The organism is Burkholderia sp. Bp9016 (assembly GCF_003857765.1).
Classification (GTDB): domain Bacteria; phylum Pseudomonadota; class Gammaproteobacteria; order Burkholderiales; family Burkholderiaceae; genus Burkholderia.
Genome location: NZ_QTPY01000012.1, coordinates 33,532 through 55,203 on the forward strand (window position 1 = coordinate 33,532; position 21,672 = coordinate 55,203).

Here is a 21,672-nt window from a genome sequence, read left to right on the forward strand (position 1 = left end):
CCCCGGCCCGCCCACTCTATTCGGCGATCGCGAGCGCCTGTTTGACGGCCTCGACGCGTGCACGATGCACGGCGTCCTTGATCTGCAGCGCGTCGCTGCCGACCCCGCGCGCGATCGCGCCCGCGTCGACGCTGCGCGCAGCCACCAGCGCCACGCGCAGCCGCTCCGCCTGCGGATACGGCTGGGTCTCGAGCCCGAGCCGGCCGCGCGCATCCGATTCGCATGCCTGCAGCATCTCGGCGAAGCGCGCCGGCTTGCGCAGCGCGTCGCTGCGCTCGAAGAACCGCACCAGCGCGGCCGCGCCCATCTCCATCACGCGATGCAGGTTGCCGTGCTCGCGCGCGACCACCAGCGCGAGATCGCGGCATTCGTTCGGCACGCGCAGCCGCTCGCACAACGGCTTGAGCAGGTCGACGCTGCGGCCTTCGTGGCCGACGTGGCGCGGCAGTATGTCTGCGGGGGTCGTCGCCTTGCCCAGATCGTGCGTGAGCGCCGCGAAGCGCACCGGCAGCGAATAGCCCTGCTTCGCCGCATAGTCGACGACCATCATCACATGCACGCCCGTGTCGACTTCCGGGTGGTAGTCGGCGCGCTGCGGCACGCCCCACAACGCGTCGACTTCAGGCACGATGCGCGCGAGCGCGCCGCACTCGCGCAGCACCGCGAACATCCGCGACGGTCTCGCTTCCATCAGCCCGCGCGCGATCTCCTGCCACACGCGCTCGGGCACCAGCGCATCGACCTCGCCCGCATCGACCATCCGCCGCATCAGCGCGAGTGTTTCGTCCGCGATCGTGAAATCCGCGAAGCGCGCGGCGAAGCGCGCGATCCGCAGGATTCGCACCGGATCCTCGACGAACGCGTCGCTCACGTGCCGGAACACGCGCGCGCGCAAGTCGGCCTGCCCGTCGAACGGGTCGATCACGGGGCCGACCAGCGCGCCCTCCGGGCTCACCTCGCGCGCCATCGCATTGATCGTCAGGTCGCGCCGCGCCAGATCCTCTTCAAGCGTTACGTCCGGCGCGTAGTAGAACTGGAAGCCGTGATAGCCGGCCGCCGTCTTGCGCTCGGTGCGCGCCAGCGCGTATTCCTCCTGCGTGTCCGGATGCAGGAACACGGGGAAATCCTTGCCGACCGGCCGGAAGCCCTGCACGGCCATCTGCTCTGGCGTGGCGCCCACCACCACGTAGTCGCGGTCCTGAACCGGCTCGCCGAGCAATTCGTCGCGGATCGCTCCGCCTACTGCGTAGATGTTCATGGCTGGGGTTCGTATTCGGCAATCACGTTGGTTTCGCGGCGCGCGGCATCGATCCACCGCTGCACCGCCGGCAGCGCCGTCACGCGCGCCGCGTAGCCTGCCGCCTCCGGCGACAGCGCCGGCGCATACGTGTTGAAGCGCATCACGACGGGCGCATACATCGCGTCGGCGATCCCGAATTCACCGAACAGGAACGGCCCGCCCGAGGCCTCGATGCACGCGCTCCACAGCGCGTCGATGCGCGCGACGTCGGCAAGCGCGTCGGGCGTCGCGCCGCGCCCGGGCATCGACGCACGCACGTTCATCCCCATCTGCGTGCGCACCGCGGCGAAGCCCGAATGCATCTCGGCCGAAACGCAGCGTGCATGCGCGCGCTGCAGCGGATCGGCCGGCCACATCGGCAAGTGCGGATAGCGCTCGGCGAGCGTCTCGGCGATCGCGAGCGAATCCCAGATCGCGGCGCCGTGGTCGTCGATCAGGCACGGCACCTTGCCGGACGGCGAATACTCGCGGATGCGCGCGGCGGTGTCGTCGCGGCGCAGCTCGATCGCGATCTCGTCGAACGGGATGCCGAAGTGCGCGAGCAGCAGCCACGGCCGCATCGACCATGACGAGTAGTTCTTGTCTCCAATGACGAGTTTCATGGCGGGGTTCCGAAAAGCGCAAAAGTGAAGAACGAAGCGGCCGCGTGCGGCGCCCTAGCGGCGCGAGCGGAACCAGTCGAAGCGCGAACGCTGCGCGGCGTTGCCGAGGTACGCGGGTGCGATGCTTTCGAGACTCGCGGGCGACAGCCCGAGTTCCGGCGCGAGCGGCCCGGACAGCACGTTGGGCACCGACATCGACGCGAGATTGTCGCGCGTGATCACCGGCTCGCCGGGCAGGCATTCGAACACGCGCGCCTGCAGCCGCGCGAGCGCGTCGGGCAGCCGCACGATGCGTGCCTGCCGGCCGACCAGCGTGCCGCAATAGCGCACCAGTTGCTCGAGCGTGTAGACGGTCGGGCCGCCGAGTTCGTAGGTCTTGCCATGCGCGGCCGCGAGATCGAGCGTGTTGACGAACGCGCGCACGACGTCGCCGACGAATACGGGCTGGAAGCGCGCATCGGGCATCGCGAGCGGCAGCACGGGCACCGTGCGCTGCAGCTTCGCGAACGTGTTGAGGAACGCGTCGCCGGGGCCGAACACGACCGACGGCCGGAAGATCGTCACCGCGAGCGAATCGGTCGCCGCGACCGCATGCAGCGCGGCCTCGCCGTCGCCCTTCGAGCGCTGGTACATGCTCGCGCCGTGCGAATCCGCGCCGAGCGCGCTCATGTGCAGCACGCGCCGCACGCCGACCTCGATGCATGCGGCGGCCAGCGCGGCCGGCAGCGCGACGTGCGCACGCTCGAAGCCCGGCCCGTACGGCGTGCCTCGGCCGCCGTGCAGCACGCCGACCAGGTTGATCGCCGCGTGCGCGCCGGCCACGAAACGGGCCAGCGTGCGCGTATCGAGTGCGTCGAGCTCGACGATTTCCACCGGCAGCATCTGCAGGTGGCGCGCGTGCTCGCGTCGCCGCGTGCCGATGCGCACCCGCTTGCCGGCGTCGATCAGCGCATTGACGAGCCGGCTGCCGATGAAGCCGGTGCCGCCCAGCAGCGCGACGGTCTGGCCATCCATGTCGTGGACCTCAAAAGAGCACTGCCGCGTCTCGCGCGGCAGTGTGAAGATTGCGGATCAGGGCGAGATCATGCCTAGACGTTTCTTCAACGACTGCGGTTTGCCCTCGAAGAGCGCCGCGTAATACACGGTGTTCGACAGCACGTTCTTCACGTAGTCGCGCGTCTCGTTGAACGGGATCGTCTCCGCGAAGATCGCGCCTTCGACCGGCTGCGTCAACACCTGGCGCCACTGGCGCGGCCGGCCCGGGCCCGCGTTGTAGCCCGCGGTGGCGAGCACCGGCGAGCTGTCGAAGTTGTTGTAGATGTCCGACAGATACCAGGTGCCGAGCTGGATGTTGGTATCGATGTCGTGCATCTGCGCGCGCGTGATCGGGCCAAGCCCGAGCTTCTTCGCGACCATCTGGGCCGTCGCCGGCATCAGCTGCATCAGGCCGCCCGCACCGACCGACGAGCGCGCGGTCGTGATGAAGCGCGACTCCTGACGGATCAGCCCGTACGCCCATTCGACGTCGAGGCCCGTCGAGCGCGCGTAGCGCTCGACGATGTCGCGGTACGGCGACGGGTAGCGCAGCGTGAAGTCGTGCTCGGCCTTCGTTCGGTCGGCGGTGTTGACCGTGCGGTCGAGCAGGTCGATGCGCTTGCCGTATTCGGCGGCCGCGAGCAGCTGGCGATCGGTCATCCCGCGCAGCGGCCAGTTCCATTCGCGGTTGCCTTCGAGACGCAGGTTCAGCGCATAGAAGCGCTGCGCGAGCGCGAAGCCCGGGATCCTGCTCATCGCGTCGACCTCGGCATCGCTCACCTTGGTGCGCGGCGGGATCGTCGTGCGCTGGCCCAGCTCTTCGCCGGCGAGCTGCCCGTAGAAGTTGAACTGGCCGGCGACCTGCTCGAATTCCTGGTTCGCCTGCAGCGTGTCGCCGCTCTGCTTGAGCGCGCGCGCATGCCAGTAGATCCACGCCGGATCGTCGCGCAGCGACGGCGGCATCTGCTCGATCGACCAGCGCACCATCGGCCAGTTGCCGGCGAGCAGCGCGGCACGCGTGCGCCATTCGTAGCCCGGGTTCGACAGCGGCGCGTTCGCGGATTTCGCATACCAGACCGACGCGAGCGGCGAGCGCTTGAGCGCGCCCTGATAGCCGATCGCCCCCCATCCGATCGCCTGCTCCTGCTTCGTCAGCGACGCGGCAACCGACGTCAGCATCCCCGCCGCCGCGTCCGGATCGTTGCGCGCCATGCGGCCGAGCGCGATCAGTGCGAGCTGGTGCGAGACCGCGTCCGGGCCGACGCCGCGCGCGAGGTACAGCGGCGGTGCGCTCGTCGCCTGGTCGAAGCCGACCGGGCGCGGGCCGAGCGCGTCGACGATCTTGCCGCCGAGCGACGTGTAGTTCTGCTCGAACGCGAGGCGCGCCTGCTGCCACACGTCGTCGCTCGTGAACTGCTGGTTGACGGTAAGCGCGGTAATCAGGTCGACACAGGCGTCGCCGTAGTATTTCGGCTCGACGAGCAGCGCACGCGCCGCATCGGCGACGTTCTCGCCGCGCGCCGCGCGCGACTCGAGCGCGTAGCACTTGACCTGCGTGTCGTCGTCGAGCACGAAGCGCTTGTACTGGTCGTCGAAGCCGCGCCAGTCGTGGCGGGCGCCGAGCACGAGCAGGTAGTCGTTGCGCAGACGGTCGGCGATCGCCTGGCCGTCGTAGCGCTGCAGGAACGACTGCACGGGCGCGTCGGGCGCATCGATGCGCGCGCGGCCCGACGAATCGAACAGCTGCGGCTTGATCTGGAAATACTCGACGTAGGACGGGACCGGATAGTTCGGGATCATCGACGCGAGCTGCGCGGCCTTCGCGGCATCGTTGCGGCGCGCGGCTTCGCGAAGCTGCACGAAGATCTGGTCGTCCCCGGCGAGCGTGTCGTCGCTCGGTGCGGCGCACGCCGCCGTGCCCGCCACGAGCGCGGCGGCCGAAAGCGTCAGCGCGACCGCGCGATATACTCGGAAAAGGCTGTTGGACATCGTTTTGAATGGAGCACGAAGTGAGCGAAAGCATAGCATGCAACCCTGTGCCGAACCCGAAGGTTGCGCTGCGCAAAACGCTGTCCGGCGCGCGTCGCGACGCCGCGTCGCAGCCCGCCGCGAACGCCGCGCTCGACGCGCGGCTGCGCCAGTTGCTCGAGCGGCTCGCGCCGCGCACCGTCGGCTTCTACTGGCCACTGCCGGGCGAGTTCGACGCCCGCGATGCGGTGCTCGCATGGTCCGCGGCAAGCGCGGGCCGCCGCGCGGCGCTGCCGGTGATCGGCGAGCGCCATACGCCGCTCGCGTTCCACGCGTGGGATGCGGCGACGCCGATGCGCGAAGGCCATCACCGGATTCCGGAACCGGCGTCGGGGATCGTCGTCGTACCCGATCTATTGTTGATTCCGTGTGTGGGATTCGACCTGCAGCGCTACCGGCTCGGCTATGGCGGCGGCTACTACGACCGCACGCTCGCCGTGTGGCCGGGCGCCACGCGGCCGGTAACGGTCGGCATTGCGTACGAAGCATGCCGCGTCGATGCGCTGCCGGCCGAAGCGCACGATCTTGCGATGTGCTGGATCGTGACCGACGGCGCGCTCTACCCGGCCGCCGGATGACGCGGCGCGCGGCGCCGCGGCCGTTGCCGCACGCGCGTCAGCCGGGCGCCACGCGCCGTTCCGTTCGCAATCGTTTACAGCGATGCCGCCGCACGCGCGGCCGTGTCGTAGAGCCCCGACGCATGGCGCAGCAGTTGCGCCGCGTCGCCGATCTGCTGGTTGGTGAGGCCGCTGTCCTTCAGCGTCTCGATCAGGCAGTGCTCGCGCACCTCCCGATACTTCAGGCACAGATCGCGGCCCGCGTCGGTCGCGAAGAAGAACACCTCCTTGCCGTTCTTCTCGCTCTTCACATAGCCGCGCGCGATCAGTTTTTTCAGCGCATAGGTCGCGACGTGCGTATCCTCGATATTGAGCACGAAACAGATGTCGGCCAGCTTCTTCTTGCGTTCGCGATGGCTGACGTGATGCAGCAGCGACACTTCGACCGCCGTCATGTCCTTCGCACCGGCGGCCGACATGCAGCGCACCATCCATCGGTTGAACGCGTTGCCGGCCATGATGAGTCCGTATTCGAGTTCCGACAGCTCCGCGCTCGAATCGGAAACGAGGTGTTCGGATGACACGATCTTGGTCGGAGGACGCTTCATGGAAAGGCGGCGCAAGCAGGATGTCAGGGTGTGCCGAGTGTACGCCAGAAGCATCGGCATGCGAGCTAGGCAAAAACGCTTATTGGTAAATTATCGATATTTTATTGACAATGTGCGCTAACATTGCCGTTCGAACCGTGCCAGTCCGATGACGCTACCCCGCATTTATCCGCTCGGCGATGCCGCCCTCGTCTGCGAGGTGCCGCCGCCCGCCACGCTCGATTGCCAGCGCCGCGTCTGGGCCGTCGCCGAGGTCGCTCGCGCGTGGCCCGGCGTGATCGACGTCGTGCCCGGCATGAACAACCTGACGATCGTGTTCGACGCGCTCGCCGCGACGGCCGACTCGCTCACACCGGCGCTGCGCGACGCGTGGGAGACGGCCGACGTCGAGCACGCGGACGGCCAGACGGTCGAGATCCCGGTCGAATACGGCGGCGCCGCCGGCCCCGACCTGCCGGCCGTGGCCGCGCACACGGGGCTGCCGGTCGACGAGGTCGTCGCGCGTCACGCGGCCGGCGAATACGTCGTGTTCTTCGTCGGCTTCCAGCCGGGCTTCGCCTATCTCGGCGGCCTCGATGCGTCGCTGCACACGCCGCGCCGCGCGGCGCCGCGGCTCGAAGTGCCGGCCGGCTCGGTCGGCATCGGCGGCGCGCAAACCGGCATCTACCCGGCCACCTCGCCCGGCGGCTGGCAACTGATCGGCCGCACGTCGCACGTGCTGTTCGATCCGGCGCGGCAGCAGCCCGCGCTGCTGCTGCCCGGCGATCGCGTGCGCTTCACCATTGCGGGAGTCGACGCGACATGAGCCAGAACACCGCACCGGGCACCGTCGAGGTGCTGCGGGCCGGCCCGCTGTCGACCGTGCAGGACCTCGGCCGCCGCGGCACGCGCCATCTCGGCGTCGCGCAGGGCGGCGCGCTCGACGGTCTCGCACTCGAAGTCGGCAACCGGCTAGTCGGCAACCGCGCCGACGCGGCTGCCGTCGAAATCACGATCGGCCCGGCCACGTTCCGCTTCACGCGCGCGACGCGCATTGCGATCACCGGCACCGAATTCGGCGCGACGCTCGACGGCAAGCCCGTGTATTCGTGGTGGAGCCTGCCGGTCGAAGCCGGGCAGACGCTCGTGCTGCCGGCCGCGAAGCGCGGCATGCGCGGCTATCTGTGCATCGCGGGCGGCATCGACGTGCTGCCGATGCTCGGCTCGCGCAGCACCGATCTCGCGTCGCGTTTCGGCGGGCTCGGCGGCCGCGCGCTGCGCGACGGCGACCGGCTCCCGGTCGGCGTGCCGCCGGCCGGCGCCGGCTGCCTCGCGGCCGACGCGCCCGAATTCGGCGTGAAGGCGCCCGCGTGGTGCGCGTTCGTGCGCGTCGACGAACCGCCGCGCCGCCACCGCCCCGCGCATGCGCCGTGGGCGATGCCCGTGCGCGTGCTGCCGGGCCCCGACTACGCGTCGTTCGCCGCCGATTCGCAGCAGGCGTTCTGGGACGAGGAATGGCTCGTCACCGCGAACAGCAACCGGATGGGCTATCGCCTCGCCGGCACCGAGCTCGTGCGCGAGCGGCCGGCCGAGTTGCTGTCGCACGCGGTGCTGCCCGGCACGATCCAGGTGCCGCCGAACGGCCAGCCGATCGTGCTGATGCACGACGCGCAGACCACCGGCGGCTATCCGAAGATCGGCACGGTGATCCGCGCGGATCTATGGAAACTCGCACAGGCGCGGCTCAACCTGCCGATCCGCTTCGTGCGGACGACACCCGACGTCGCGCGCGCCGCACTGACCGCAGAACGTGCCTATCTGCGTCAGATCGACGTCGCGATCGAGATGCGCGAGGAAACGCGCCGCCGCACGCAATCGCGCGCGGCGTGACAATGGCGGTAGCTGGACGGAGGACGTGCCACGCACTCAGTGGACGAGGAACTTCATGGAAATCGATCTGAATGCCGATCTCGGCGAAGGATGCGGATCGGACGAGGCGCTGCTCGACCTCGTCACGTCGGCCAACATCGCGTGCGGCTGGCATGCCGGCGGCGCCAATGCGATGCGCGACTGCGTGCGCTGGGCCGTGCAGAAAGGCGTGTCGATCGGCGCGCACCCGAGCTTTCACGATCCGGAGAATTTCGGCCGCAAGGAAATGCAGCTGCCGGCCGGCGATATTTACGCGGGCGTGCTGTATCAGCTCGGGGCGCTGTCGGCGATCGCGCAGGCCGAAGGCGGCCGCATCGCTCACGTGAAGCCGCACGGCGCGCTGTACAACCAGGCCGCGCGCGATCCGATGATCGCCGACGCGGTGGTGTCAGCGATCCACGACTTCGATCCGTCGCTCGCCGTGTTCGGACTCGCGAACAGCGTGTTCGTCGCAGCCGCACGGCACGCGGGCCTGGCCGCGGTGGAGGAAGTGTTCGCCGATCGCGGCTACCGCGCGGACGGCTCGCTCGTGCCGCGCAGCCAGCCCGGCGCGCTGATCGACGACGAAGACGCGGTGCTCGCGCGCACGCTCGACATGGTGCGCAACCGGCAGGTGCGCGCGGTGAGCGGCGAGTGGGTGCCGCTCAACGCGCAGACTGTCTGCCTGCACGGCGACGGCCCGCATGCGCTCGCGTTCGCGCAGCGGATCCGCGCGGCGCTCGAAGCGGCCGGCGTCGAGCTGGTGGCGCCCGGCGCACTTCAGGCCGACGAAGGCGCATGACGCAACGCGTCGCCGCAAAATCGCCGCATCAAAGAAAAAAGCGCCCTCGTGGCGCTTTTCTGTTGGCTTGATCGCCGCGGCTTCGCCGTCTGTCGATTCAGCCCCCCGAAACCGTCTTTCGACGGCGACCGGAACACTATTCCGGATTAAAAAACGTCCGCCGCCGCCCGATTCACTTCACCCCGGTTGGACGACGGAACGTCGCTTATTCGCAAGTCAGCCTGCATGCATTCTTGTTGTCCGACGATGGTGGCCCCGCCGTACATGCAGACACTCCGCGGCCGGCACGTACATCACGTGCCGGCAACGCGCTAACCCCGCGCTTTATTTCTGCTACCCCGTAGAACTTTTTCTATTCTTTTCATTTTTTCAACTTGTGGGGTGAAGAATAGATATTGGCAGAACCGGATGTCAATCGTTTTAAACGCTATTTTCTGACGATTCAAGGGTTTTCCTTATCGGCCCGCACGGCCGCGCAGGCGCCTCGCACCGCGTGCGCACGGTCAATCAAACAGGGGAGGATCGGCGCCGGCAGACGGGCGCGATCAGTTCGCGTCGACCTGGTATCCCTGCTGGCGCAACAATTCGAGCACGCCGCGCGGGCCGCCCAAATGCAGCGCGCCGATCGCAACGAACAGCGGCCGGTTCGGCGCGGCGATTGCCGTCATCCGTGCAACGAAGCGCCGGTTGCGCTCGTACAGGATCTTGTTGTCGATCGACGCCGACAGCACCTTCGAACGGGCCAGCCGTTCGCTCTTCGCGACCGCCCACGCGGAGATCGCGTCGGCGTCGCCAATTTGCCACAGTCGGTGCAGCGACTTGATGTCGTCGGCATTCTGCGCCGGGGTCTGCACCATGTCCTGCGCGAGCATTTCGCGCTGCTCGGCCAGCGTCAGCCCGGTGAACGCGCGCATCTGCTCGGCCAGCGTCTCGAGTCCGATCACGCGGCCGCCCTTCTTCTTCAGATAGACGTTCTGCAGTTGCGCCTCGGTGCCGAACTCGGTCTGCAGGCCGGCCGACAACGAGTCGTAGGTCTCGACAACGAGCGCCGCGAGCCACGGCCGCATCCGGCGGATCTCGGCGAGCGCGGCCGGATTGCCGCGCAGGCGCGCCGCGAGCCGCTGCCAGAGCGGCTCGGGCAGCAGGCGCTGCAGGCACGGATAGCGGCACACGCCGTACTTCGATACGTCGTCCTGCGACTCGAGCAGATCGTCCGGCGACAGTTCGAGCGCGAGCGTCGGCGACGCGGCGAGCGCCGCGAGGATGCGCGGCCGGAACGGCTGCTGACTCGGATAGTCGACCGGGTCGCCGGTGTGCAGCGTGCCGAGCACGTACAGCGTGACCTTGCCCTTGGTCGCGACGTAGAACGGCATGCGCGCCGGCTGCACGCGTACGGTGCCGCGCGCGACCGTCCCGTTCGACACGGACGGCCCATGGAAGCCCGGCAGGTTCATGCCGGGCGGCGGAACCTGCGACGGCCGGATCGGCGAACTTGCCGGCGCACGCCCTTCGGCATGCGCGGCGTCGACGGGAACCAGCACGCTGGCGGCCACGCACGCGCCGGCCAGCGCCGCGCCCGTGACCGTGCGCACGCTCCAGCGCCGTGCGTTGCGGCACGCGCGCATCACTCGCGCGCTGCCAGCCCCCGAACGGCGCACGCCAGACGCGCGCGCCGCCAGAACATCAGGCATTCGCCTCCCCCACCTCCTCGGCGCGATGGCAGGCCACGCGGCGTCCGTCGACGTCGCGCAGTTGCGGTTCCTCGGCGCGACAACGCTCGACCGCGTACGGGCAGCGCTGGTGAAACGCGCAGCCCGACGGCGGATTGAGCGGCGACGGCAGTTCGCCCTGCAGCTTGATCTGCACGCGGCGGTCTTCCTCGAAGATCGCCGGCGTCGCCGACATCAGCGCACGCGTGTACGGATGGCGCGGCCGTGCATAGATCGTCGCCTTGTCGCCAAGCTCGGCGACGCTGCCGAAGTACATCACCATCACGTCGTCCGCAACGTGCTCGACCACCGACAGATTGTGCGAGATGAACACGTAGCTCGTCTTGAACTGCTCCTGCAGATCCATGAACAGGTTCAGGATCTGCGCCTGGATCGACACGTCGAGCGCGGACACCGGCTCGTCGGCGACGACGATCCGCGGATCGAGGATCATCGCGCGCGCGATCGCGACACGCTGGCGCTGGCCGCCCGAAAACATGTGAGGATAGCGCTTCGCGTGCTCGGGCCGCAGGCCGACCGTGCGCATGATCTGCGCGACGCGCTGCGCGCGTTCCGCAGCCGTCAGGCTCGTGTTGATCTCGAGCGGCTCCGCGAGCGTCTGCTCGACGGTCTTGCGCGGGTTCAGCGACGCGAACGGGTTCTGGAACACCATCTGCACGCGGCGGCGCAGATCGGCGACCGTCTCGCGGTTCGCGCCGGCGACGTTCTTGCCATCGATCATGAGACTGCCCGCGGTGGGCGTCTCGATCATCGTGAGCTGGCGCGCGAGCGTGGATTTCCCGCAGCCCGACTCGCCGACGACGGCGAGCGTCTTGCCGCGCTTCAGCGAAAACGACACGCCGTTCAGCGCCTTCACCGTGCCCTGCCCGAACATCCCGCGCTTCACCGTGTAGTGCTTTGCGAGCTGGTCGGCCACCAGCACGGCTTCCTCGTCGTGCGGCGTGGCACGCGCTTGATTGACTGCATTCATCGTGCACCGCCCGTCAGGTCGAGGTTGGAAACATTGAGCGGCTTGATGCAGCGCGCACGCATCGCGTCGTTGCCCGGCGCGAGCGCATCGAGCGCCGGACGCGCCTTGCGGCAATCGTCGACGACGTACTTGCAGCGCGGCGCGAACAGGCACCCGGACGGGCGATCATCGCGGCCCGGCACCATGCCGGGCAATGCGGCAAGGCGACGTGCCCCCTTGTTGTGCTCGGGAATCGCGGCGAGCAGCGCTTCGGTATACGGATGATGCGGCGCACGGAAGATGTCCGGCACGCGATTGGTCTCGATGATCTCGCCCGCGTACATCACCGCGACGCGCTGCGCGACTTCCGACACCACGGCCAGGTCGTGCGAGATCAGCACGAGCGCCATCCCGCGCTCCTTCTGCAGCTTCACGAGCAGATCCATGATCTGCGCCTGGATCGTCACGTCGAGCGCGGTGGTCGGCTCGTCGGCGATCAGCAGCTTCGGGTTGCACGCGACCGCCATCGCGATCATCACGCGCTGGTTCATCCCGCCCGACATCTGGTGCGGGAACGACGTAATGCGGTTCTTCGCGTCGGGAATCCCGACCTGGTCGAGCAGTTCGAGCGCGCGCCGGTGCAGCGCGTCGCCGCGCAGGCCTTCGTGCAGCTTCAGCACCTCCTTGATCTGGTAGCCGACCGTGTAGCTCGGGTTCAGGCTCGTCAGCGCGTCCTGGAACACCATCGCGATGTCCTTGCCGACGATCTTGCGCCGCGCCTTCGGCGACGCCTTCAGCAGGTCCACGCCGTTGAACGACACCTCGTCGGCCGTCACCTTGCCCGGCGCGTCGATCAGGCCCATCAGCGCCATCATCGTCACGCTCTTGCCCGAGCCCGATTCGCCGACGACGCCCACCACCTCGCCCGGCGCGATCGACAGATTGATCCGGTCGACCGCGGGCAGGCCGTTGAAGTTCACCGCGAGATTGCGGATAGTCAGTAGATCTTGGCTCATGGTCAGGCCATCCGCTTCAGTTTGGGATCGAGCGCGTCGCGTAGCCCGTCGCCGAGCAGGTTGATCGCGAGCACCGAAATCAGGATCGACAGGCCGGGCATCGTGACGATCCACCACGCGTTGTCGATGTAGTCGCGCGCGGAAGCGAGCATCGCGCCCCACTCGGCGGTCGGCGGCTGCACGCCGAGGCCGAGGAAGCCGAGCGCGGCCGCGTCGAGGATCGCCGACGAGAAGCCGAGCGTCGCCTGCACGATCAGCGGCGCCGTGCAGTTGGGCAACACCTGCGAGAACATCAGGCGCAGCGTGCCGGCACCGGCCACGCGCGATGCCGTCACGTACTCCTTCTGCAGTTCGCCGAGCGCCGACGCGCGCGTAAGACGCACGTAGGCGGGCAGCGCGACGATCGCGATCGCGAACATCGTGTTGGTGAGGCCCGGGCCGATGATCGCGACGACCGCGACCGCGAGCAGCAGCGACGGCAGCGCGAGCAGCACGTCCATGATGCGCATCACCGGCGTGTCGGCCCACTTCTGGAAGAACGCGGCGACCAGCCCGAGCACGATGCCGGGGATCAGCGCGAGCACGACCGACACGAAGCCGATCCAGAACGACATCCGCGCGCCGAACATCAGCCGCGAAAGGATGTCGCGGCCCGCTTCGTCGGTGCCGAGGATGAACTTCCAGTTGCCGCCGTCGAGCCATGCGGGCGGGATCTTCACGTAGTCGCGGTATTGCTCGACCGGGCTGTGCGGCGCGATCAGCGGCGCGAGGAGCGCGACCAGGATCAGCACGAGCACGACGATACCGGCGCCGACGGCGCCACGGTTGCGCGAGAAGTTGGCCCAGAACTCGCGCAGCGCGAGCGCACGGCCGCCGGCCGGCGCGGACTCGGTCGGCAGGGTATTTTGCAGATTGCTCATGGAATTACCTCGTGTGGCGGATGCGCGGATTCAGCACGCCGTACAGCAGGTCGACGATCAGGTTCACGACGATCACGAGCGTCGCGATCAGCAGGATGCCGCCCTGGACGACCGGATAGTCGCGGCGGCCGATCGCATCGATCAGCCACTTGCCGACACCGGGCCACGAAAAGAGGGTTTCGGTCAGCACCGCGCCGGCAAGCAGCGTGCCGATCTGCAGGCCGATCACGGTGACGACCGGGATCAGCGCGTTGCGCAGCGCATGCACGACGACCACGCGCGCGGGCGACAGCCCTTTCGCGCGGGCGGTGCGGATGTAGTCCTCGCGCAGCACTTCGAGCATCGACGAGCGCGTCATCCGCGCGATGACCGCGAGCGGAATCGTGCCGAGCACGATCGCGGGCAGGATCAGATGGCTGACCGCCGACCTGAACGAGCCTTCGTCCGGCGCGAGCAGCGCGTCGATCAGCATGAAGCCCGTCGGATGCGGGAAGTCGTATTCGACCGCGATGCGCCCGGACACGGGCGTCCAGCCGAGGTACGACGAAAACACCATGATGAGGATCAGCCCCCACCAGAAGATCGGCATCGAATAGCCGGTGAGCGCGGTGCCCATCACGCCGTGATCGACGATCGAGCCGCGTCGCAGCGCGGCGATCACGCCGGCCGGCAGGCCGACGGCGAGTGCGAACACGAGCGCGCACAGCGACAGCTCGACGGTCGCCGGGAAGCGTGCGAAGAATTCGCCCGCGACGCTCGTGTTGGTGATGATCGACGTGCCGAGGTCGCCGTGCAGCGCACGGCCGATGTAGTGGAGATACTGCATGGGCAGCGGCTGGTCGAGCCCGAGGCGTTTCATCGCCTCCGCATGCATCGCGGGATCGACGCCGCGCTCGCCCATCATCACTTCGATGGGGTCGCCCGGTATCAGGTGAATCAGCGCAAACGCCAGGATGGTGATGCCGATGAAAGTCGGGATCACCATGCCCACGCGGCGCAACACGAATCTGAACATGATGCGTCTCGTATTTTCTTGTGGGAAATGTGCGACCGGCGACGGGAAGCTTTTGGCCTCCCGCCGCCGGATGAGTTGGCCGGTCTTCGTAGACAGCTTACACGGGCCGTATTACTTCACGCCGACACCGTCGAAGCGCGCATAGCCGAGCGGCTCGATGCGCATGTCGACCACGTTCTTGCGTACCGGCTGGTAGACCGTCGAGTTCGCGATCGGCGAGAACGGCAGCTGCTGCGCGAAGATCTGCTGGGCCTGCGTGTAGATCTTCGTGCGCGCGTCCTGGCCCGTCGTCGTGCGACCCTTCTGGATCAGGTCGTCGAACGGCTTGTAGCACCAGTGCGAGAAGTTGTTGCCCTTGATCGCTTCGCAGCCGAGCAGCGTGCCGAGCCAGTTGTCGGGGTCGCCGTTGTCGCCCGTCCAGCCGATCAGCATCGTGTCCTGCTCGCCCGAGTGCGCACGCTTGATGTACTCGCCCCACTCGTACGTGACGATCTTCGCCTTCACGCCGATCTTCGCCCAGTCGGCCTGGATCATCTCGGCCATCAGGCGGGCGTTCGGGTTGTACGCGCGCTGCACCGGCATCGCCCACAACGTGATGTCGAAACCGTTCGGATAGCCTGCCTTCGCGAGCAGCGCCTTCGCCTTCGCGGTGTCGTATGCGGGCATCTTCAGGTTCTTGTCGTACGACCATTGGGTCGGCGGCATCGGCGCGGTCGCGGCCTGGCCTGCACCCTGGTACACGGACTCGAGGATCGCCTTCTTGTTGATCGCCATGTCGAGCGCCTCACGCACCTCGAGCTTGTCGACCGGCTTGTGCTCGACGTTATACGCGAGGTAGCCGAGGTTGAAGCCGGGCTGCGACGGCATGTCGACGCCCGAGTCGGCCTTCAGCGTCGCGATGTCGGCCGGACGCGGATAGCTCATCACCTGGCATTCGTCGCGCTTGATCTTCTGCACGCGCACGCCCGGATCCGGCGTGATCGAGAAGATCAGCTTCGAGATCTTCACCGCGCCCTTCTTCCAGTAATCAGGATTGCCGTCGAAACGGATCGTCGCGTCCTTCGTATAGCTGCGGAAGATGAACGGGCCCGTGCCGATCGGCTTCTGGTTGATGTCGGCGGCCTTGCCTGCCTTCATCAGTTGATCCGCGTATTCGGCCGACAGGATCGACGCGAACTCCATTGCCATGTTCTGGATGAACGGCGCGTTCGGCTGGGCCAGCGTGAATTTCACGGTGTACGGATCGACCTTCTCGACCTTCGTGATCAGCTTGTCGAGGCCCATGTCGGTGAAGTACGGGAACGATACCGGGTAGGCCTTGCGGAACGGCTGGTTCGGGTCGAGCATGCGCTCGAACGTGAACACGACGTCGTCCGCGTTGAACTCGCGCGTCGGCTTGAAGTAATCGGTCGTGTGGAACTTCACGCCGTGACGCAGATGGAACGTGTAGACCTTGCCGTCCGGCGACACGTCCCACTTCTCGGCGAGGCCCGGCTCGACCTTGGTGCCGCCACGTTCGAATTCGACGAGACGGTTATAGACGGTAAACGTCGACGCCGTGAAATCGACGCCGGTCGTGAATTGCGCGGAATCAAAACCCGCCGGGCTGCCTTCTGAGCAGTAGACGAGCGTTTTGTTCGGGATCTGTGCGAATGCAGAGCCCGCGACGCCGAGCGATGCCGCTGCCACGCCTGCCATGGCGGTAACACGCAGGGTGTGCAACAGACGGTTGTATTCCATGTTTCCTCCAGGTCTCCAGATCGGAACCGGTCCCGCGGGGGGCCGGGTACGCGGATATTACTTGAGCTAGCGATGCTGCAACAAGCTGGAGAAAAAACTCTTCTCGCCGCGCCAACACGGGTTTTTGCGGATGTTTTGCACACGCGAAAGGTGCCTCTGCGCGCGCCAACGACCGTTTCGTTCATCCCGCGCATGTTTCCTTCGACAACTAAACATTTCATACATGCATGCGAATGCGCGTCACGCATTTTTCCGACCGCGCCGCCCATCGTTGCCGCTTTCGTAACGATCGCGGAACGGCAATCGACCGTCACGCCGGCGCGTCGAGATCCGCACTGCGCGCGGGTACGAACGCGACCGCGACGATCGACAGCGCGAGCCCCGCCATCACGTAATAGGTCGGCGCGAGCGGCGTGCCCGTGGCCTTGATCAGCCACGTGACGATGAACTGGCCGAAGCCGCCGAACAGCATCACCGCGACGTTGTATGCGATCGACAGCCCGGTCGAGCGCACGTTCGCCGGAAACAGCTCGGCGATCATCGCGCCGAACGGCCCGTAATAGCCCGCGAGCGTGACCGACAGCACGGCCTGCACCGCGACCAGCCGGCCGATGCTCGGCGCCGCGTCGAGCCATGCGAAGAGCGGATACATCAGCGCGAGCGTCAGCACGAGCGACCACAGCGACAGCCCCTTGCGGCCGATGCGATCCGACCATGCACCCGCGATCGGCGACAGCACCATCAGCAGCAGGTTGCCGACGATCACCGCGTAGAACGATTGCGCGTACGGCAGCTTCAGCTGCTTCACCGCAAAGGTCGGCAGATAGCTGATCAGCACGTAGATCGTCACGGTCAGCGCGATCACCGAGCCGAGCCCGCACAGCACTTCGCGCGGATGGCGCGTGAACACTTCGCCGAGCGTCGCGCGGCGCGCGCTTTGTTGCGCATGCAGGAACGCTTCGGAATCGGCGAGATGACGGCGGATGTAGAAGCCGATCGGGCCGATCACGAGCCCGAGGACGAACGGCACGCGCCAGCCCCAGCTGCGCAGCGCGTCGGGCGACAGCCCGCGCGTGACGGCCGCGCCGACGAGCGCGCCGATCAGCAGCGCGGCAGCCTGGCTCGCCATCTGCCAGCTGCCGTAGAAACCGCGTTTCGAGAACGGGGCGGCCTCGATCAGCAGCGCCGTCGCGCTGCCGAATTCGCCGCCGGCGGAGAAACCCTGCAGCAGGCGGCCGAGCACGATCATGATCGGACCGCCGATGCCGATCGCCGCATAGGGCGGCGCAACGGCGAGCAGGAAGATGCCGGCCGTCATCAGCAGGATCACGAGCGACAGGGCGGCCTTGCGGCCTGCGCGGTCCGCGTACAGGCCGAACACGATGCCGCCGATCGGGCGCATGAAGAACGCGACGCCGAACGTCGCGGTGGTCAGCAGCAGCGATGAATATTCACTGGACGTCGGGAAGAACAGCTCGGCGATCACGACCGTCATGAAGCCGAACACCGTGAAGTCGTACCACTCGAGCGCATTGCCGATCACGGCTGCCGCCACCGCGCGCCGGTTCAGCGCACGCTCGGGCCGGATCGTTTTCGATGAATTCGCAATCGTCGCCATGCGTGCCTCGTCCTCGTGAATTCGTCGTCTGGAGCGGTCCGGGCACGCGGGGTGACGCGGCGCGCTGGTTTGCAGCGAGTGTAGAAAGCGACGGAACCGTTTTCAAGCAATAAAAACGCCCGCCGTCTTTCGACGGCAGGCGTTTTGCGGTTTTCGCCACATTGCGGCATCGCACGATGCCGCCGGACGTCAGCCCATCTTCGAGAATGCGCTGCACCAGCCCTTCGCCGACACCTGCTTGCCGGGGAAAGCGCCGCACGGGCCCGAAGCCGAGCCCTTCTTGCCCTGGTACAGCATGCAGGCCGCGCAATCCTGGCCCGCTGCGTACTTCGGATACTTCGCCTTGTCGACCTTCGTGGCATCGGATTTGTAGCCGAGCGCCACGGCGGTCGGATCCGTTTCCGACAACATCGGCGCGTCGGCCAGCGCTTCGCGCGACAACGCCAGCGCGGACACGGCACCAATACTCGTAATCAGGAAACTCCGACGGGTTGTTTTCATGGGGGACTCGCTCCAACGTTATTGGTTTGAAAGCTGCTCTGACGTCAGCCGTTCAACAGAATACCGCTCAAGCGTATGAGTGTGCGCGCCGAAATGCCGGAAATAAGGGATTTCGCACGGGATTTCGCACGCCCGGCCCGCACGGCTGCGGGCCGCGTGCGTCATGCGTGCGACGTCATGTCGCCCACCCGTTGCGCGAGCGCGAGCGATGCGGTCAGCCCCGGCGACTCGATGCCGAACAGGTTGACGAGCCCCCGCACGCCATGCTGCGCGGCGCCCTGCACGATGAAGTCGGCCGGCGGCTCGCCAGGCCCCGCGAGCTTCGGCCGGATCCCCGCATAGGCCGGCTGCAGCGCGTCGTCGGGCAATTCCGGCCAGTATGCGCGAATCGACGCATAGAACGCCTGCGCGCGCGCCGGATCGACTTCGTAGCGCGGCGCGTCGACCCATTCGACGTCCGGGCCGAAGCGCGCCTGCCCGGCCAGGTCGAGCGTCAGGTGCACACCGAGCCCCGCACGGTCGGGCATCGGATAGACGAGATGCGAAAACGGCGCGCGCCCGGACAGGCTGAAGTAGTTGCCGCGCGCGAGATAGAGCGGCGGCACCCAGCGCGGATCGAGCCCGCGCGTGCGGCGTGCGAGCGCCTGCGCGCCGAGGCCCGCGCTGTTGATCACGCATGCCGCCTCGATTTCGGTCGGCGCGTCGCCGCCGGTGCGTACGACGAAACGGCCGCCGCGCAGCACGTCGATCGACTCGACCGGGGATTTCAGCGCGTACATCGCGCCGTGGCGCTCCGCGTCGCCGAGCAGCGCGAGCATCAGCTGATGGCTGTCGACGATACCGGTGGCGGGCGAGAACAGCGCCTCCACGCATTCGAGCGCGGGCTCGAGCGCCTGCGCATCCGTACGCGTGAGCGGCAGCAGGTCGAACACGCCGTTTTCCGCCGCGCGCGCGGCGATCGCCTTCAGTTGCTTCACCTGCGCCGCGCTCGTCGCGACGAGCAACTTGCCCACGCGCCGATGCGGCACGTGGTGCGTGTCGCAGAATTGGTACAGCAGATCGCGCCCGTGCACGCACGACGTCGCCTTCAGCGAACCGCGCGGGTAGTAGAGCCCCGCATGGATGACCTCGCTGTTGCGCGAACTCGTGCCCGTGCCGATCGCGTCGGCCGCCTCGAGCACGATCGTCTCGCGCCCGCGTGCGGCCAGTTCCCGAGCAATCGCGAGACCGACGACACCCGCGCCGATCACCACACAATCCGTCTGCTCCATGGCGTTTCGCGTCGCTAGCGCGTCGAGGGGAGAGAAAGGAATTGTACGTCCCGGTTAGCCCGCTTGCAGAATGCATGTGCATCGGCACCTGCGTGCGCGCCTGGATGCCCCGCGCGTCGCCCACGCCCCCGATACGCCCGCCGCCGGCTCAGAATCCGATCGGCCGACGCTTCGCCGCGCCCTCGTCCGCGCGGATGTCGGACGGCGCGATCACGTCGCGGCCGTCGAGCCGCGCGGCGCCGAACGCATGCAGCAGCGCGCGACGCATGGTGCGCGGCGGCGTCGCGGCCAGCACGTCGAGCGCGTCGTCGTCGAGCGTAGCGGGGAAGCGCCGCCCCCACGCGTGCGACGAGCGGATCTCGTCGTAGATCGTCTGCGCAATCCGGCGCGCGCCGGCCGCGTCGGGCGGCGCGATCTCGTACACGTTCATCCGGTTCAGCAGCGGTTCCGGAATCGCGTGCGCGTCGTTCGCGGTCGCGATCCAGATCACGTTACCCGCATCGATCGGCACTTCGGCGAATTCGTCGACGAACGCACGTGCGGTATCGTGCTCGAGCAGCGCGTACAGCGCACCGAGCGGATCGTATTGCGCGTCGCTGCCGGCCTTGTCGATTTCGTCGACCGCGATCACCGGGTTCGCGTAGCTGCCGTTGACGAGCGCCTCGAAAACCTTGCCGGGCTTCGCGTTCTTCCATTGCGACGATGCGCCCGACAGGATCCAGCCGGCCGTGAGCGAACTCATCGGCACGTAGTGGTACGCGGTGCCGAGCAGTTGCGCCAGCGCCTTCGCGAAATGCGTCTTGCCGATGCCGGGCGGGCCGAGCAGCAGTATCGGCATGAGTTCGAGCCGGTCCTCCGTCTCGAGACACAGCGCGACCTGCTTGCGCACGTCGCCGAGCGGCTCGACGAAATTGGGCAGCGCGTCTTCCATCTCGTCGAACGACGGCATCCGGTTCGGCTTCACGCAAAAGCGCAGATTGCCGGTCTTGAGCATCCGCTCGTAGGTCGCGCGCAGTGCGTCGCTCGCGCTTTCGTTCAGATCGTTCAGCGCCGTCTCGACCTGTTCAAGGTCGTACACCGTGCTGAAGGACGCCACCGCCAGTTCCTGTTTCACCATCGCCGTCGTCATACCAACCTCGCTACCGCTGCCGTCACACAACCATCAGACCCTTACGATTTCAGTGTAGCGATCCCGCATCCGCGTGCAAGCAAGCAGCCGACCGAGTCTGCTGCTAACACCGCGCGCGCGCTGCAGCGTCGTGCGGCGCGGCGTATCATCGAAAGTTCACCGGCCTTCGCGCCGGCTTCGCCGACGGCGCCCGCGCGGCGCCGCACGCCTCGTTCCGAAGGTATGCCGATGTCCGTCCCCGCCGCTTCCCCGCGCGTCGACACCGACGCCACTCATACGGTCGATGCCGTCGACGCCGCGCTCAAATCGCGCCGCGCGATTCGCGCGTTCCTGCCGACTCCCGTGCCGCGCGACACGCTCGAGGCGATCCTCGAAGCCGCGAGCCGCGCGCCGTCGGGCACCAACATCCAGCCGTGGCGCGTCTATGTAGCGACCGGCGCGACCCGCGACGCGCTCGCGGCCGCGCTCACGACGGCCTACGAGGATCCGGCCCGCGACGAGAAATACGTCGCCGAATACGACTACTACCCGCGTGAATGGGTGTCGCCGTATATCGACCGGCGCCGCAAGGTCGGCTGGGACCTGTACGGGCTGTTGAACATAGGCCGCGACGAAAAGGCGCGCATGCACGCGCAGCACGCACGCAACTTCCGCTTCTTCGATGCACCGGTCGCGCTGTTCTTCACGCTCGATCGCGTGATGACGCACGGTGCATGGCTCGACTGCGGTATGTTCCTGCAGGGCGTGATGACGGCCGCACGCGCCCGCGGCCTCGACACCTGCCCGCAGGCCGCGTTCGTGCCGTTTCACCGGATCGTCGCCGAACATCTCGGCGTGCCGGCCAACGAACAGTTCGTCTGCGGGATGTCGCTCGGCCATGCGGATCCGGACGCGATCGAAAACCGCCTCGTCACCGAACGCGCGCCCGTTGCGGAGTTCGCCCGCTTTCTGGCTTGAAAACACG

20 protein-coding genes are annotated in these 21,672 nt (G+C 67.6%); 5 read left to right on the forward strand and 15 right to left on the reverse strand.

The window, feature by feature from the left end; all coding sequences use genetic code 11:
- Positions 1 to 16: 16 nt before the first annotated feature.
- From DIE13_RS16185 to DIE13_RS16200, 4 genes are read right to left on the reverse strand one after another with little or no spacing between them, the layout of a single operon-like run.
- Positions 17 to 1,258: a multifunctional CCA addition/repair protein gene (locus tag DIE13_RS16185; RefSeq protein ID WP_124828119.1), complete on the reverse strand. Its 1,242-nt coding sequence runs from the start codon at positions 1,256 to 1,258 to the stop codon at positions 17 to 19.
- The gene (locus tag DIE13_RS16190; RefSeq protein ID WP_124828120.1) at positions 1,255 to 1,902 is read right to left on the reverse strand and encodes a glutathione S-transferase family protein; all 648 of its coding nucleotides are present in this window, start codon (positions 1,900 to 1,902) and stop codon (positions 1,255 to 1,257) included. The genes DIE13_RS16185 and DIE13_RS16190 overlap by 4 nt, the downstream gene beginning before the upstream one ends.
- 54 nt (positions 1,903 to 1,956) lie before the next feature.
- Positions 1,957 to 2,916 carry a complex I NDUFA9 subunit family protein gene (locus DIE13_RS16195; protein WP_124828121.1) on the reverse strand — a complete coding sequence of 320 codons (960 nt, stop codon included), beginning with the start codon at positions 2,914 to 2,916 and terminating at the stop codon, positions 1,957 to 1,959.
- Positions 2,917 to 2,973: 57 nt separating this feature from the next.
- The gene (locus DIE13_RS16200) at positions 2,974 to 4,926 is read right to left on the reverse strand and encodes a lytic transglycosylase domain-containing protein (protein WP_124828122.1); all 1,953 of its coding nucleotides are present in this window, start codon (positions 4,924 to 4,926) and stop codon (positions 2,974 to 2,976) included.
- Between the two features lie 8 nt (positions 4,927 to 4,934).
- On the opposite strand from DIE13_RS16200, the gene DIE13_RS16205 reads away from it, so the two are divergent.
- Positions 4,935 to 5,543 carry a 5-formyltetrahydrofolate cyclo-ligase gene (locus DIE13_RS16205; protein ID WP_124828123.1) on the forward strand — a complete coding sequence of 203 codons (609 nt, stop codon included), beginning with the start codon at positions 4,935 to 4,937 and terminating at the stop codon, positions 5,541 to 5,543.
- A 74-nt stretch (positions 5,544 to 5,617) separates the two neighbouring features.
- Here the strand turns inward: DIE13_RS16205 and DIE13_RS16210 are convergent, their stop codons facing one another.
- The gene (locus DIE13_RS16210) at positions 5,618 to 6,130 is read right to left on the reverse strand and encodes a winged helix DNA-binding protein (protein WP_096508492.1); all 513 of its coding nucleotides are present in this window, start codon (positions 6,128 to 6,130) and stop codon (positions 5,618 to 5,620) included.
- 148 nt (positions 6,131 to 6,278) lie between these two features.
- Between DIE13_RS16210 and pxpB the strand changes: the two genes are divergently transcribed.
- From pxpB to pxpA, 3 genes are read left to right on the forward strand one after another with little or no spacing between them, the layout of a single operon-like run.
- A complete protein-coding gene (gene pxpB / locus DIE13_RS16215; protein ID WP_124828124.1) occupies positions 6,279 to 6,935 on the forward strand; it encodes a 5-oxoprolinase subunit PxpB in 657 nt (218 codons plus the stop codon).
- Positions 6,932 to 7,999 (forward strand): biotin-dependent carboxyltransferase family protein, encoded by a 1,068-nt coding sequence (locus tag DIE13_RS16220; protein ID WP_124828125.1) that lies wholly within the window; start codon positions 6,932 to 6,934, stop codon positions 7,997 to 7,999. Before pxpB ends, DIE13_RS16220 begins: the two co-directional genes overlap by 4 nt.
- A gap of 55 nt (positions 8,000 to 8,054) precedes the next feature.
- The gene (pxpA, locus tag DIE13_RS16225) at positions 8,055 to 8,819 is read left to right on the forward strand and encodes a 5-oxoprolinase subunit PxpA (protein WP_124828126.1); all 765 of its coding nucleotides are present in this window, start codon (positions 8,055 to 8,057) and stop codon (positions 8,817 to 8,819) included.
- A gap of 545 nt (positions 8,820 to 9,364) precedes the next feature.
- Here the strand turns inward: pxpA and DIE13_RS16230 are convergent.
- The 10 genes from DIE13_RS16230 to DIE13_RS16275 form a co-directional block, all read right to left on the reverse strand.
- On the reverse strand, positions 9,365 to 10,510 hold the full coding sequence (locus tag DIE13_RS16230) for a TraB/GumN family protein (RefSeq protein ID WP_124828127.1): 1,146 nt from the start codon (positions 10,508 to 10,510) through the stop codon (positions 9,365 to 9,367).
- Positions 10,503 to 11,519: a peptide ABC transporter ATP-binding protein gene (locus DIE13_RS16235; protein WP_124828128.1), complete on the reverse strand. Its 1,017-nt coding sequence runs from the start codon at positions 11,517 to 11,519 to the stop codon at positions 10,503 to 10,505. The genes DIE13_RS16230 and DIE13_RS16235 overlap by 8 nt, the downstream gene beginning before the upstream one ends.
- Complete coding sequence (locus tag DIE13_RS16240; RefSeq protein ID WP_124828129.1) at positions 11,516 to 12,514, reverse strand: ABC transporter ATP-binding protein; 999 nt, start codon at positions 12,512 to 12,514, stop codon at positions 11,516 to 11,518. The genes DIE13_RS16235 and DIE13_RS16240 overlap by 4 nt, the downstream gene beginning before the upstream one ends.
- 2 nt (positions 12,515 to 12,516) lie before the next feature.
- Positions 12,517 to 13,434: an ABC transporter permease subunit gene (locus tag DIE13_RS16245; protein WP_096508485.1), complete on the reverse strand. Its 918-nt coding sequence runs from the start codon at positions 13,432 to 13,434 to the stop codon at positions 12,517 to 12,519.
- A gap of 4 nt (positions 13,435 to 13,438) precedes the next feature.
- Positions 13,439 to 14,449, reverse strand: a complete 1,011-nt coding sequence (locus DIE13_RS16250; RefSeq protein ID WP_124828130.1) for an ABC transporter permease subunit — start codon at positions 14,447 to 14,449, stop codon at positions 13,439 to 13,441.
- Between the two features lie 111 nt (positions 14,450 to 14,560).
- Positions 14,561 to 16,189: an ABC transporter substrate-binding protein gene (locus DIE13_RS16255; RefSeq protein WP_124828131.1), complete on the reverse strand. Its 1,629-nt coding sequence runs from the start codon at positions 16,187 to 16,189 to the stop codon at positions 14,561 to 14,563.
- Between the two features lie 310 nt (positions 16,190 to 16,499).
- The gene (locus tag DIE13_RS16260) at positions 16,500 to 17,807 is read right to left on the reverse strand and encodes an MFS transporter (RefSeq protein WP_124828132.1); all 1,308 of its coding nucleotides are present in this window, start codon (positions 17,805 to 17,807) and stop codon (positions 16,500 to 16,502) included.
- A gap of 189 nt (positions 17,808 to 17,996) precedes the next feature.
- Positions 17,997 to 18,308, reverse strand: a complete 312-nt coding sequence (locus DIE13_RS16265; protein ID WP_124828133.1) for a high-potential iron-sulfur protein — start codon at positions 18,306 to 18,308, stop codon at positions 17,997 to 17,999.
- Between the two features lie 161 nt (positions 18,309 to 18,469).
- Complete coding sequence (locus tag DIE13_RS16270; protein ID WP_124828134.1) at positions 18,470 to 19,579, reverse strand: NAD(P)/FAD-dependent oxidoreductase; 1,110 nt, start codon at positions 19,577 to 19,579, stop codon at positions 18,470 to 18,472.
- Positions 19,580 to 19,727: 148 nt separating this feature from the next.
- Positions 19,728 to 20,708: an AAA family ATPase gene (locus tag DIE13_RS16275; protein ID WP_124828135.1), complete on the reverse strand. Its 981-nt coding sequence runs from the start codon at positions 20,706 to 20,708 to the stop codon at positions 19,728 to 19,730.
- Positions 20,709 to 20,936: 228 nt separating this feature from the next.
- On the opposite strand from DIE13_RS16275, the gene DIE13_RS16280 reads away from it, so the two are divergent.
- Entirely contained in the window at positions 20,937 to 21,665 is a 729-nt protein-coding gene (locus tag DIE13_RS16280) for a nitroreductase (RefSeq protein WP_124828136.1), read from the forward strand.
- Positions 21,666 to 21,672 lie beyond the last annotated feature (7 nt).